Source organism: Stenotrophomonas sp. BR163 (assembly GCF_047520985.2).
Taxonomy (GTDB): domain Bacteria; phylum Pseudomonadota; class Gammaproteobacteria; order Xanthomonadales; family Xanthomonadaceae; genus Stenotrophomonas; species Stenotrophomonas sepilia.
The window spans coordinates 63,989-77,742 of record NZ_JAXBRE020000019.1 but is presented as its reverse complement, the minus strand read 5'-3'; the positions used below and the strand labels follow the sequence as shown (position 1 = coordinate 77,742).

7 protein-coding genes are annotated in these 13,754 nt (G+C 65.2%); 3 read left to right on the top strand and 4 right to left on the bottom strand.

The window, feature by feature from the left end:
* Positions 1-147: 147 nt before the first annotated feature.
* The gene (thiL, locus tag ACM0PY_RS15490) at positions 148-1,110 is read left to right on the top strand and encodes a thiamine-phosphate kinase (protein WP_180885345.1); all 963 of its coding nucleotides are present in this window, start codon (positions 148-150) and stop codon (positions 1,108-1,110) included.
* Between the two features lie 192 nt (positions 1,111-1,302).
* On the opposite strand, the gene ACM0PY_RS15485 is transcribed toward thiL, so the two are convergent.
* From ACM0PY_RS15485 to ACM0PY_RS15470, 4 genes are all read right to left on the bottom strand, one after another.
* Positions 1,303-1,674: a DUF805 domain-containing protein gene (locus ACM0PY_RS15485; protein WP_180885343.1), complete on the bottom strand. Its 372-nt coding sequence runs from the start codon at positions 1,672-1,674 to the stop codon at positions 1,303-1,305.
* Between the two features lie 128 nt (positions 1,675-1,802).
* Positions 1,803-2,213, bottom strand: a complete 411-nt coding sequence (locus ACM0PY_RS15480) for a hypothetical protein (protein ID WP_134972013.1) — start codon at positions 2,211-2,213, stop codon at positions 1,803-1,805.
* A 482-nt stretch (positions 2,214-2,695) separates the two neighbouring features.
* A complete protein-coding gene (locus tag ACM0PY_RS15475; protein ID WP_495493274.1) occupies positions 2,696-4,651 on the bottom strand; it encodes an autotransporter outer membrane beta-barrel domain-containing protein in 1,956 nt (651 codons plus the stop codon).
* 856 nt (positions 4,652-5,507) lie between these two features.
* Positions 5,508-7,892, bottom strand: coding sequence for an autotransporter outer membrane beta-barrel domain-containing protein (locus tag ACM0PY_RS15470; RefSeq protein ID WP_495493273.1), 2,385 nt, complete (start codon positions 7,890-7,892; stop codon positions 5,508-5,510).
* A gap of 350 nt (positions 7,893-8,242) precedes the next feature.
* Between ACM0PY_RS15470 and ACM0PY_RS15465 the strand changes: the two genes are divergently transcribed.
* Both ACM0PY_RS15465 and ACM0PY_RS15460 read left to right on the top strand, forming a co-directional pair.
* A complete protein-coding gene (locus tag ACM0PY_RS15465; RefSeq protein ID WP_414609455.1) occupies positions 8,243-11,479 on the top strand; it encodes an autotransporter family protein in 3,237 nt (1,078 codons plus the stop codon).
* A 194-nt stretch (positions 11,480-11,673) separates the two neighbouring features.
* Entirely contained in the window at positions 11,674-13,695 is a 2,022-nt protein-coding gene (locus ACM0PY_RS15460) for an acyltransferase family protein (RefSeq protein ID WP_180885335.1), read from the top strand.
* The last annotated feature ends 59 nt before the right edge of the window (positions 13,696-13,754 follow it).

Here is a 13,754-nt window from a genome sequence, read left to right as displayed (position 1 = left end):
GCGGCGTCATCGCCGATGCCGAGCAGGATGTCGTCGCGCTCGAGGGTGCGGGCGCGGATGCGGTCGATGAGGGCGAATTCGGCCAGGGACATGGGGCACTACCGCCCACCGCGCCCTGCGCGGCACGTACAACAGCGGGAACGCCCCATGTCCCTGGCCGAATTCGCCCTCATCGACCGCATCCGCGCCCGCACCCTCGAGCGCGACGACATCCTGCTCGGCATCGGCGATGACGCCGCGCTGCTGCAGCCGCGTGCCAATGAACAACTGGTGGTTACCGCCGACACGCTCAACAGCGGCGTGCACTTCCCGGTGGAAACCCCGGCCTTCGACATCGGCTGGAAGACCCTGGCGGTCAACCTGTCGGACCTGGCCGCGATGGGCGCGCGCCCGGCGTGGTGCACGCTGGCGTTGTCGCTGCCGCAAGCGTCGGAAGACTGGATCGAGGCTTTTGCCGATGGCTTCTTCGCTCTGGCCGACCAGCACGACATCGCGCTGATCGGTGGCGACACCACGCGCGGCCCGCTGTCGCTGTCGGTCACCGCGATGGGCCAGGTCGGCCGCGGCCAGGCGCTGCGCCGCGACCGCGCGCAGGTGGGTGATGATATCTGGGTGAGCGGCACGCTGGGCGATGCCGCCGGTGCGCTGCGGCTGTGGCAGCAGGGTGCACTGAGCGTGGCCACGGCTACCCTGCTGGCTGACTACGAATACCTGCGCCTGCGCCTGCTGCGGCCGACGCCGCGCGTGACCCTGGGCCTGCGCCTGCGGGCCTTCGCGCACGCGGCGGTGGATGTGTCCGACGGCCTGCTGGCCGACCTCGGTCATATCGCCACGCGCAGCAACCTGGCCGCGCACGTGGATGCCGATTTGCTGCCGATCTCGCACGCACTGCGGGAACTGCTCGGCCGCGACGGTGCACGCGATTGCGCACTGCGCGGTGGCGACGACTACGAACTGTGCTTCACCGCCGCCGCCGACCAGCGCGACGCGCTGCACTACCTGGCCGAATCGCTGGACATGCCGCTCACCCGCATCGGCCGTATTGCCGAAGGGCAGGGCGTACACGTGGACGGCGAAGCCGCCGACGGCGGGTACCAGCACTTCGCGTAGCAGCAGCGGTACTGCCCTGCTGGGTCAACCTTCGGGGTGGGGTCAGATCCCTTTGCGCCGCAAAGGGATCTGACCCCAAGTGAAGCACATCGATGTTGCTCTGGTAGGTGCCAACCTGGGTTGGCACGGATGTGTCAGCAGCCGGTGGCAACACCGTGCCGACCAAGGTCGACACCTACCAACGCGGGCTGGTTACACGTGCGGTACCGGCGTACCGAAGCGGTTGCCACCCGGCGTGCCGGGCAGCAGCAGAAACACCAGCAGCACCAGGCTGACGAACGGCACGAACCCCAGCAACAACCACCAGCCCGAACGATCGGTATCGTGCAGGCGGCGGATGGTGGCGGCAATGCACGGCAAGGCGAACACCAGCCACATCACCACGCTCAGTCCAGTCGATGCCATGGCCAGGCCCCGCGAACCGCTGTAGCCGGCATAGAAGCTCAGCAGATACAGCGGGATCGAAACGATCATGATGAACAACTGGAACCACCAGAATTCGCTGCGGCTTGCGCGGCCAGTGAACTGCGCATAGCGGGTGAGCGGAACCATCATCTTGTGCATCGAAACACTCCCTGAAAAGAAGTGCGCACTATTGGTGCTCCTGTGATGATGAGCCATCGGAATCGTTGCAATTGCGCGCAGCGTGCAACTGAACTGAGCGCTCCTCCGCAGTTCAGGACGCGCGCTGCTTACGCTGCCCGCAACTGCACATCCACATACTCGGCCAGCCCACGACACGCCAGCAGCAGGCCCTCGCGCGCGCCATCACCCATCTGCTGATCGATATCACCGTCCACGCGTACGCGTTCGGTGGCGTGCAGCAGTTCCAGCAGGAAACTCAGCCCCGCATTGGCGCGGTCGATGCGCGCCAGGGCCAGACGTTGCCCGGGCGTGCGGTTGTTGCTGGGCCATGGTTGGCCATCGGCGGCATCGCCCTGGCGGATGCGCTGCAGGCAGGCCTGCAGGGTAATGGCCCCGGCACTGTTGCCGGTCTGCAGCGCAACGAAGGTATCTTCCAGCGTGCGGGCCAGGTCATCGGGCAGGCGCGTGGCGGCCTCGCCCAGGGTGGCGAACAGGTGCGGGTAGGGGGAAGCGGTCATGGCGGCGTCCTTGTGCAAGCGGCAAGGGACCACCCTGCTTAACAGCGAGGGTGGCGGACGGTGCGTGGTTGCAATACCGGTGGCTAACGTCGTCAAACGCCGGCGGGCGCGAGGCCCCCACGCACCGCCCGCCATGTAAGCGCGGACAGAATGCCTGCCGACGCCACCCAACAAGGAAAGGGCGACGCCGGCAGGCAAGCGTAAACGACATTAACCAAACGGGATTGCAAGCCCGTGCCACCCGTTGTTGGTGGCGCTACATGATTTGCATGAAGCGCCAATGCTGCCAATGAGAATTGTTGGAAAGTTCGAAAACGTTGCAATCGTGCGGCGCACGCCACAGCGTGGCAATCGCGACATTCCTGTAGAGCCGAGCCTACGCTCGGCTCACCGCGTTCTGAGCGAAGAGCAGCCGAGCATGGCTCGGCTCTACAGAGCGCAGAGCGGCGCCGGAATCATCCGGCGCCGCGCGTGTTTCTACATCACCACTTGTACGACATGCTCAGGTTGGCAGTGGCTTCGCGGTATCCGTGGTCGCCGCGCATCACGCCGAAGCCACCCCACGCACTCAGCCCGGAACGGAAGTCCACGCGCGCACCGGCATTGAGCTCATAGCGGTTGCGCGGCACGCCGGCCTTCAGCGCTTCATCGTCGAACGCCATGCCGTTGCTCGCACCATCGCGGTACCAGTTGGCCACCACATACGGGCTGACCGAGGCACCCGCTGCCGAGCGAGATTCGCCCTGCAGACGCAGGCCCACGCGGCCGGACAGGCCGCTGTCGCCCAGGCTGCGCACCACCGTGCCGTTCGCTTCCTGGTGGCGATCGGTGTTGGCATCGGTATAGACCAGCTGCAGTTCCGGTTGCAGGCTCAGCGCGGTGCTGCCGATCTGGCCGATGCCGAATCGATAGCCCGCTTCCAGCGACGACTGCCAGATGTCCGAGTCGTAGCGTTCCTCGGCCAGGCCTTCGCCCTGCACGCGGTTACGGAACTGGCCGCGCTGCACGCTGGCATCCACATACAGTGCATCGTTGCTCCAGTTGCCGTATACGCCCAGCGCACCGCCGTCGACCTTGCCGCGTGCACTGTAGCCGGTCAGCTGCGAACGCGAGGTGGCATCGGACTTGGCCAGCGTGCCCATCAGGCCTACGCGGCCCTGCCCGTTGTCGAACACGCCGACGTCCGCACCCAACTGCAGGCGCGAGCGGTCCACGCGCAGGTCCAGCTGGTCTTCCACCGCCGACAGCTTGCTCTGCGTGGCATCGACACGGGCCCAGCCACGCACGCCATCAACGGCGGAGGTGGTGCCGCCCTGGCGGTCGCGCCAGCCATGGCGCAGCAGCTGGTCCATCGCGAACTGGTTGGCCAGGTACGCGCCGGCTTCCGGGCGCAGTACGGGCGTCGGGTCGACTGGGTCAATGGGATCGACCGGATCGACCGGCTTGCATTCCGGCAGCGTCGGGTCGGTCACACACGGATCCGGCGCACCGGCAAGCTCCGAGCGCAGGTACCAGCCGCCATTGGTGGCATCCTTGAACAGGAAGTACTCGTACTGCCCACCCACCGCGCGGCCCTGCAGGTCGAACTGTGCATTGGACGCACCGCCCACGCGGATCAGCTCGATGCCCTTGTCGGTCTTCGCACCGGCACCGCCAGCGTTAAGCACGCGCACGTTGGCCTGACCGTTCGAGTCGCCCTTGATGATCAGCTTGTCGGTGGCCGAGTTGTCGTCACCCAGCTGGGTGTTGAACAGCAGGGTGCCGCCGGCGCCATCGAAGGTATCCACGGTCAGCGTGTTGAAGGTGCTGCCATTGCCCAGCGCCACGGTGCCGGTGTTGCCCAAGGCGAGATGGCCGACATTGCTGTCGCCGGTCATCAGCCAGGTGCTGTCGCTGTCGATGCTGGCGGAGGTGACGTTGATGAAGCGGCCGTCGATCTGTGCCTTGTTGCGCAGGAAGACGTCGAGGGTGCCGTCGACAGTGGCTGCGTCGAAGCTGACATTGCCGGCAAGCCGCGCATCATCCACGTTGAAAGCTACGTGGCTGGCACCTGGCGTAGGAGTGCCGGAGCGGGAATCGACCTGCAGCAGATTGCCGTTGCCGCCATGCAGCTGAGCGCCATTACTGACGTTGATGACGAAGTCTGCAGGCTGTGCGGTGGCTACCCGAATCGCGGCACCACGCCGGGACGAGATCGTGGACCCATCGACGTCGAGCTGGGGCATGTCGGGCGTGTACAGCGATCCATGCATCAGCACGCCCACATTGTCCGCATCGATGTGCGATCCGTTGACGATGCTGACCTTACCATTCTCCATGCGCACGCCCAGGCCGCTGGAGATATCGTTTCCTGCGGCCGTGTCTTCCACGCGGATGTAGGTGGAATCGATGATGGCCCATGCACCGGGTTGAGCTGCTTCGTCAGGCGTGGTACCCATCGAAAGTCCGATGCTGAGGGTGGCGGTTGGTGACAGTCCTTCGGTGCTGGTCACTAGAATGCGGCTGCGAGACAGATGGGCGTATGAGTTGCCGCCCACGTGAATACCACCGCCACGCAACGTGCTGGTTCCGAAACTCAGGGTTGAGTCTCCATTCAACCTGATCGCATACTGATGGTCACCGGTGCGGTTGATGGTGGATTCAAACGCGGCGAGATACGAGCTATCTGACCTGATGGCATTGGCTTCCGCACCCTGAAAAGTAAGCCATGCGTCGTTGCGAATCGTCCATTCTTCAACCGGGGCACCGGCTTCGATCGTGGCCTCTGTGCCGTCTAGAACACCGGCAAATGCATTGGATACAGGCAGCAGGGCCAGCGTTGCCAGGAGGCAACGTGCCAGCAGTTGTATCGGTAGAGGCGACAGTTGGGAACGGTCTTGCATGATCATCTCCATGAACCAGAATGCGTTCAGCTCGGCAACGATCGCAGCCCTGAACATTGGTTTGCCTAGGGAGGCAGTGGGTAGTCAATGGCCGGTGAAGAAAAGGCAATTCCGGGGCATTGACGTCAGCGCATGCCGCTACGGGGCCTAGTTTCTCTACCGGATTGCCCAGCGGCCATGCAACTAGTTGTAAAGAGCACTAGCCCGCACTGGCCTCGGTCTTGGGGTTCAGACAACTCGTCTTCGCTGCTGTGTGATTGATGGCGCTCAGTCATTGGAAGCTTGTGACCAACCCCTGTCACTCGCGTAGCACAGCATCACTGCGACTTGGTCGAGAATCAGCCGAGCATGGCTCGGCTCTACAGAACGCAGAACGGCGCCGGAATCATCCGGCGCCGTGCGTGTTTCTACATTACCAGCGGTACGACATGCTCAGGTTGGCAGTGGCCTCGCGGTACCCATGGTCACCACGCATCACGCCGAAGCCACCCCACGCACTCAGCCCGGAACGGAAGTCCACGCGCGCACCGGCATTGAGCTCATAGCGGTTGCGCGGCACGCCGGCCTTCAGCGCTTCATCGTCGAACGCCATGCCGTTGCTGGCGCCATCGCGGTACCAATTGGTCACCACATATGGGCTGACCGAGGCACCCGCTGCCGAGCGAGATTCGCCCTGCAGACGCAGGCCCACGCGGCCGGACAGGCCGCTGTCGCCCAGGCTGCGCACCACCGTGCCGTTCGCTTCCTGGTGGCGATCGGTGTTGGCATCGGTATAGACCAGCTGCAGTTCCGGTTGCAGGCTCAGCGCGGTGCTGCCGATCTGGCCGATGCCGAATCGATAGCCCGCTTCCAGCGACGACTGCCAGATGTCCGAGTCGTAGCGTTCCTCGGCCAGGCCTTCGCCCTGCACGCGGTTACGGAACTGGCCGCGCTGCACGCTGGCATCCACATACAGTGCATCGTTGCTCCAGTTGCCGTATACGCCCAGCGCACCGCCGTCGACCTTGCCGCGTGCACTGTAGCCGGTCAGCTGCGAACGCGAGGTGGCATCGGACTTGGCCAGCGTGCCCATCAGGCCTACGCGGCCCTGCCCGTTGTCGAACACGCCGACGTCCGCACCCAACTGCAGGCGCGAGCGGTCCACGCGCAGGTCCAGCTGGTCTTCCACCGCCGACAGCTTGCTCTGCGTGGCATCGACACGGGCCCAGCCACGCACGCCATCAACGGCGGAGGTGGTGCCGCCCTGGCGGTCGCGCCAGCCATGGCGCAGCAGCTGGTCCATCGCGAACTGGTTGGCCAGGTACGCGCCGGCTTCCGGGCGCAGTACGGGCGTCGGGTCGACTGGGTCAATGGGATCGACCGGATCGACCGGCTTGCATTCCGGCAACGTGGGATCCGCCACGCACGGATCTGGCACACCGGCAAGCTCCGAGCGCAGGTACCAGCCGCCGTTGGTTGCATCCTTGAACAGGAAATACTCGTACTGGCCACCCACCGCGCGGCCCTGCAGGTCGAACTGTGCATTGGACGCACCGCCCACGCGGATCAGCTCGATGCCCTTGTCGGTCTTCGCACCGGCACCGCCAGCGTTAAGCACGCGCACGTTGGCCTGACCGTTCGAGTCGCCCTTGATGATCAGCTTGTCGGTGGCCGAGTTGTCGTCACCCAGCTGGGTGTTGAACAGCAGGGTGCCGCCGGCGCCATCGAAGGTATCCACGGTCAGCGTGTTGAAGGTGCTGCCATTGCCCAGTGCCACGGTGCCGGTGCTGCCCAGCGCCAGATGGCCGACATTGCTGTCGCCGGTCATCAGCCAGGTGCTGTCGCTGTCGATGCTGGCCGAGGTGACGTTGAGGAAGCGGCCGTCGATCTGTGCCTTGTTGCGCAGGGAGACGTTCAGTGCCCCGAGCGTGGTGGCGGTATCGAAGTTGACGTTGCCGATCAACCGCGCGTCATCCACGGTAAAGTTGACCGTGCCTTGGCCCGGACCCACAGCAGGTTGGTCGGTGCGGAACAACAGCAGGTTGCCATCACCAGAAATCAGCTGCGCGCCGTTGGCCACGGTGATATCGAACTGAGTACTCGGAAGCAGCGCGAACGGAGCTACGCGTATGGCTGCTCCGCTATCGGACTTCAGCACCGAGTTGTCGACCCGGAACGAAAGAACGCCGGTGGAACCGGGCAGATCGCTTCGACCTGTAAGGTAGGCCGCCGTGTTGCCACCCTCGATGCGGGATCCGTTCTGGATGGTCATGTCGCCGAAGAACATGCGCACGCCATGACCATTGTTCAGTTCAGAGGCGCCAGCGGACAGCTCGGCGCGGACGAAGCTGGAATCGATGACGGCCGACGGGTTGAAGCTGCTGCTGAAAGGGGCGTGGGTCAGATCGACGCCGATGAAGCTTGAACTGTTGATCCTGCTGCCCACGATGTGCGCGGAGGAGTTGTCGTAGACGTGGACCGTACCATCGCGGACGATCGAGCCGGTCATGTTCAGTGTCGAGTTCCCGTGCAGTGTTACATGCGCGCGGCTGCCAGCTGTCGCTGACGCGATGGTTGCTTTGCTCAGGAAAACGCTGGAGTCGGTGCTGGTGATCGAATCGGTCTGCGCACCGGTGACAGTCAGCTTCGAGCCATTTTCCAGGGTCCAGGCTTCCACCGCATCGCCTGCAACAACCTCGGCAGTCTGCCCATCCAGATCGCCGGCCAATGCGGCACTGGCAGACATTGCGGAAAGTGCCAGCAGCAGGCCACGTGCGAGTGGCCGAAGCGACGGGGCGTGGGCAGGTTGAAGGTTCATGATGTGGTCCTTTGCATGGAGAGGTGAGCGGGACACTGCATGACAGCCGGAAACCCCTGTTCAGCGAGGTGACGTATACGCCTTCGACTTGTGAAGGTTTTGTGAGGTGATCCGGAGGATGCGAACAAGCGTGTCGGGAACGGCTGCCAGTGTCCGATCGCGCCGGCGTCGATCCCATGCAATTTGTTGCAAAGGCGGCTTGCCATATCAGCCCGGGATAGGGGGCGTTAAGGCGGCTGTGCCGACATCGCGGTCAGGTGCGACATTCTGACGCAATCGCCATTGCAAGCTTTTCGATGGAAGTGGAGGGGGCATGACGGGAGGCTGTGCGCCCGTCTGGAGATACCCCCATGCCTATCGCGCTCCCTCTTCGCCATCCCTTGGCCGCTGCCCTGGCTGCTGCACTTGTCCTCGCTCCCCCGGCCCGTGCCCAGCAGGTCGTGGCCGACGGTGATCTGCAAGAACCTCCGGCGGGCGAATACCACACCACCGAGCCGGTGCTGCCCGGTGACCCCGCAGGTTACGTGTTCTACGCGCTTAACGGCGGCCGCATTGAAACCACGGGTGGGATTGTGTTGCGCTCAGCAGGTGCGGGCGCGGCTGCTGTCCGGCTGGAGGGCAGCGGCACCACCATCGATCTGACGAAAGATACGGAGATCGCGACGTCGGGCGACGGTGCTGCCGGCATGTCGGTGCAGGATCGCGCACAACTGCGTGCCGAAAACGTGCGCATCGATACGCAAGGCGTGAACAGTCATGGCATCGAAGTGGACGCCGCCTCGGCAGGCGTGAGTGTGGGCCAGATCACCACCCGTGGTCAGGGGGCGCATGGATTGGTCGCCAGTGCAGGTGGCTTCATCAACTTCCTGGGAGGAAGCGTGGTTGCCGAAGGATCCAATGCCTATGCAGTCCTGGCGAGTGGGGCGGGCAGCACAGTGCATCTGGAGACGGCAAACCTGATCAGCCGCGCTGCCGGCACCTATGTCGCCTTGGCCAATACGGGCGCATCCCTGCGTCTGCAGGACGCACAAGTTACCCATGAGGGCGCGACCGGGTTTGGCGTCGCCATCCACACGGGAAGTACTGGTGATTTGCGCAATGTGCACATAAGGATGCAGGGAATGGGAACCGGGCTGGCCGGTGGTGGTGACGTCGTGATGCTGGGCGGTTCCGTTGTTGCAGATGCAGCAGGGAGCATGGCGATCGTTGCCCGCGGTGGGAGCATGCAGCTGGAATCAGTGGACGTTCGCGGCGACTCCGGCATCAGCGCAAATGGCGGTGCACGTTTGGAGCTGGTTGACAGTCGCGTGCGTTCGGTGAACGAGGCGCTACAGATCTCAGGAATGGGAACGACTGCATATATCCGGGAATCCGAACTGCTGGGTGATGGAGGAGCGGCCACGATTGCTGTCCACGACTCGGCGGTACTGGAACTCCTGCGCAGTGTTGTCCGCAGCGAAGGTGACAATCGCGTTGGCATGGACAATCGTGGCGGTGCGGTGACGCTGGAGGATGTGCAGGTCCATACCACCGGCGTTTCCAGCCATGCGCTGTACGCGGAAGCCAGTGGTCTTGTGCGCCCTCGCATTGATGCCAATGAAACGTTGCTCAGCACGACCGGCGACAGCGCCATTGGCGCCGTTGCACGGAAGGGTGGCAGCATCCATCTGGCGGACAGTGCCGTGTTGACCACCGGAGATGGCGCCCACGGCGTGCTGTCCGGGGCTGTTGGCGAGATGGCCCTGACCAATACCCATGTACGCACCGAAGGCGAGGGCGCATGGGCGGCAGTGATCAACGACAACGGTCGGATGCGCATCGACGGCGGCTCGCTGGTGAGTGCGCGGCACGGCGGCGTGTGGCTGCGCAGCAGCCGCGACCCGGGCCTGACGTTGTCCAACGGTGCCTTGGTGTCGGGTAGCAACGGCATCGGGTTGGCGTTGGACGCCGCTGTGGCCGGGCGCTTCGATCTGGTGCTGGACGGTCGCTCGCAGCTGGTGGGTGACATCGTCATCACCCCCGAAGATGAAGACGCCGGGCTGGTGCCGCAATCCGAAGTGCATGTGCGCCTGGCCGACGGTTCGCTGTGGCAGGGTTCATCCGATCTGGTGCAGACGCTGGCGATCGAGGGTGGCAGCCAGTGGACGCTCACCGGCGATGCCACGGTTGGTGGACTGCAGGTGCTTGGCAGCGGGCTGGCGTTGTCTGATGGCACCGGTCGCTTCAACACGCTCACCGTGGACGGCGACCTGCACAGCGAGAACGCCATCTTCCTGTTCCAGGGCGCGCTGGCAGGCGATGACAGCGCGATCGACCGCCTGCATGTGCGCGGCGACAGCTCGGGCGATGCAAGCATCCTGGTGAAGAACATGGGCGGTGTGGGGGCGCCCACGGTGGATGGCATCCGGTTGATCGAGATCGACGGTGCTTCCCTGGCGAGCTACACGCTGGCCGGGCGTGCGGTCGGTGGGTCGTACGAGTACTTCCTGTTCAAGGGTGGTGTGGCCGATCCTTCCGATGGCAACTGGTACCTGCGTTCGCAGTGGTTTGATGCCTGCAAGGACAATCCGGCCGGGCCAGGATGCGTGGTCGATCCGGGCCCGGATCCGATCGATCCGACCGACCCTGTGGACCCGGTGGATCCAGTCGATCCGATCCTGCCGCCGCCGGTACTGCGCCCGGAGGCCGGTGCCTACCTGGCCAACCAGTCTGCAGCGATCAACCTGTTTGCACACCGCATGCATGAGCGCAGCGGCACCCGTTCGCGGGGCACTGAGCGCCAGGCCTGGGCACGGGTGGGCCGGCAGCAGGCCGATTTCAGCGCGGTCGGCAGTCAGCTGTCGGTGGACGGCACCACCTCGGTGCTGCAGATCGGCAGCGATCTGCTGCAGCGGGGCAATGCCGCGTTCGGCGTCATGCTCGGCAGCGGCCGCGCCGACAATCGTGCCGTCTCGCGGCTGACCGGCTACAGCGCCACCGGCCGGGTGCGTGGCAACGCAGTGGGTGTGTACGGCACCTGGCTGCAGGATACCGGAGGCGCGCAAGGTGCCTACGTGGACGCAGCGCTGCAGTACGGCCGCTTCGACAATCGGGTGCAGGGCATCAGCCTGGAACCGGAGCGCTACGACTCACGCATGGCCAGTGCGTCGCTGGAGACCGGCTACACCTTCACCGTGTGGCAGGGCCCCACCAGCGCGCTGTACGTGCAGCCGCAGCTGCAACTGAGCCATGTCGACTTCCGCGCTGATCGGCACGTGGAGCGCAATGGCACGGTGGTCGACCGTGCCGATGCCGGTGGCCTGAGCGGGCGCGTGGGCGTGCGCGTGTTCGGTCACGGCACTGCCGCCGGCAACACGGTGCAGCCGTACCTGGGCGTCAACTGGCTGCGTGGCAGCGGTACCAGCACGTTGCAGTTCAACGGCGACACGCTGGGCGCAGACGTGCCGCGCAACCGCTACGAGGTGCAGGCCGGTGCCGAGCTGAAGCTGGGCCAGCGCTGGGGCGCGTGGGGCGGCGTGAGCGTGCAGCGTGGTGATTATGGCTACCGCAATGTGGGTGGCCAGCTGGGCCTGCGCATGGCCTGGTAAGCGGGCGTGCAGCGGGGTCGGATCCCATTGCCACGGCAATGGACTCTGACCCCTGGCTGCTGCCGTAGAGCCGAGCCTATGCTCGGCTCATCGCGATCTGAACGAAGAGCAGCCGAGCATGGCTCGGCTCTACAATCGCGTCACTCCGGGACCGGACCTGAACGATGTCCATGTCTGTCGCGATCGTCCATTGAATGACTGCGCAAACGGTGGCGATGCTGCCGGATCGCTCGCTGCCGGTCACCCGCATGTCTGCTCCCGAACGTTCCCACAACGCTGCCATCGACGGCCTGCGTGCATTGGCGGTGCTGGCCGTCATCCTGTTCCACACCAATGCGGCATGGTTGCCCGGTGGCTTCACCGGCGTGGACCTGTTCTTCGTGGTGTCCGGCTTCGTGATCAGCCAGTCGTTGGCCTCGCGCACTCATGCGTCGCTGGGCGCGCTGTTACTCGATTTCTACCGGCGTCGCGTGCTGCGCCTGCTTCCCGCGCTGCTGGTGATGTTGATGGCCACCTTCGTGCTGTCGGCGCTGTTCATTCCCCGCGCGTGGCGCAATGAACAGTTCGACCAGACCGGCTGGGCCGCGCTGGTCGGCTTCAGCAACATCGTGCTGGCTGGCCAGCAGGACGATTACTTCTCACCCGGCGCGGAACTGAACCCGTTCCTGCACACGTGGACGCTGGGGGTGGAGGAGCAGTTCTACCTGGTCTTCCCGCTGCTGTTCTTCGTCTGGCTGCGCGGGCGTGAGCGCTGGCCGTGGTCGCGTTGGCTGTTGCCGGGGCTCACCGTGCTGTCGCTGGCGTGGGCGGGCTGGCAGGCGCAGACGGCACCAGCGGCAGCGTTCTATCTGCTGCCGGCGCGGTTCTGGGAGCTGGCTGCGGGCGCGCTGCTGTACCAGTGGATGCGTACTCGTACGCCGGGCCAGAACGGTGGTGCGGTTGCAGCGGCCGGCCTGACGCTGCTGGCCGCAGGCGTGGTGATCGCCCCGCAGCTGGCGATGCCGGTGCCGGGTGTGCTGGCCACCGTGGCCGGTACCCTGCTGCTGTTGGCAAGCGTGTCGGCGCCGGGGACATCGCGCCTCGCCCGCGCGCTGGGCTGCGCACCGCTGGCCTACCTGGGCCGGTTGTCCTATTCGCTGTACCTGTGGCATTGGCCGCTGCTGGTGCTGCTGCGCTGGACCTACGGCCTGCACGGTGCCGCGCTGTGGCTGTACCCGGTGTTGCTGCTGGCGGTATCAGCTGCGTCGTATCACTTCATCGAGCGTCCGCTGCGCAGTGCGGCGCCGCTGCTGCGCCTGGCACCGGCCAAGGTGCTGGCGATGGCGTTGCCGGTGGTGGCGCTGTGTGGTGCGGGTGCCTGGGCCACCGTGGAGTACCACGAGCAGGTCTCGCTGAGCGTTACCCGTGACGGCTATGCATGGCAGGCGCGTCGCTACCCCGCGTGGCGCCCATTGGAGCCGGTGAGTGCGCCGGCGCTTGAAGGACGGCGCCTGTTCGTGGCCGGCGACTCGCATGCAGCGGCGTATCGCACCATGACCAGCATGGTCGCGCGGCAGACCGGCATGGAGGTGCGCCAGCAGGATCGCGGCGGCTGCAGCTTCGTCAATCTGCTGCGGGCCAGTCCAGCCGATTGCCGGGACTTCATTGAGCACACGCTGTCGACCATCGAACGCGAGGCGCGCCCGGGTGACATCGTGCTGCTGGCGGCCTTGCGCATGCCGGAGCTGCGCGGATTCGACTGGCGGCGGCAGGATGCACAGGAAATCTATCGTCAACTGCTGGCCGAGCGCACGCCCGCGCATGCACAAGCTGCACGCGATGAAGCCGATCGAGTGCTGGGGCGTTTGCAGAAGCTGGGTGTGCACGTGGTTGTGGATGCGCCGCTGCCGTTGTTCAAGGCCGGTGCGTACCGCTGTTCGGACTGGTTCAACCGCCGCAACCCGGCCTGTGCCGGTGGCCTGAGCATGCCGCGCGCCGACCTGGAAAGGCTGCGCGCGCCGCAGATGGCGTTGCTGTCCGAACTGGCGGTGCGCTATCCATCGCTGACGGTGTGGGATCCGCTGCCGCTGCTGTGCGGGCCAACGACCTGTTCGGCGGTGAAAGACGGGGAGCCGCTGTTCTTCGACAACGATCACCTGAGCGGGCATGGCAACCGCGTGCTGTTGCCCAGCTTCCGGCAGACCCTGATCGATATTGCAGGCGACACGCCGGTGTAGAGCCGAGCCCACGCTCGGCTTGCACGCGGTGCGGGCTTCATCGCGATGTGGCCGAAGCG

Bases quoted from the DNA above. Each gene is read 5' to 3' on its own strand.
- ACM0PY_RS15470 (WP_495493273.1), bottom strand. From the start codon at position 7,892: ATGAACCTTCAACCTGCCCACGCCCCGTCGCTTCGGCCACTCGCACGT.
- ACM0PY_RS15480 (WP_134972013.1), bottom strand. From the start codon at position 2,213: ATGACCGCTTCCCCCTACCCGCACCTGTTCGCCACCCTGGGCGAGGCC.
- thiL (WP_180885345.1), top strand. From the start codon at position 148: ATGTCCCTGGCCGAATTCGCCCTCATCGACCGCATCCGCGCCCGCACC.
- ACM0PY_RS15485 (WP_180885343.1), bottom strand. From the start codon at position 1,674: ATGCACAAGATGATGGTTCCGCTCACCCGCTATGCGCAGTTCACTGGC.
- ACM0PY_RS15465 (WP_414609455.1), top strand. From the start codon at position 8,243: ATGCCTATCGCGCTCCCTCTTCGCCATCCCTTGGCCGCTGCCCTGGCT.
- ACM0PY_RS15475 (WP_495493274.1), bottom strand. From the start codon at position 4,651: ATGGGTACCACGCCTGACGAAGCAGCTCAACCCGGTGCATGGGCCATC.
- ACM0PY_RS15460 (WP_180885335.1), top strand. From the start codon at position 11,674: ATGACTGCGCAAACGGTGGCGATGCTGCCGGATCGCTCGCTGCCGGTC.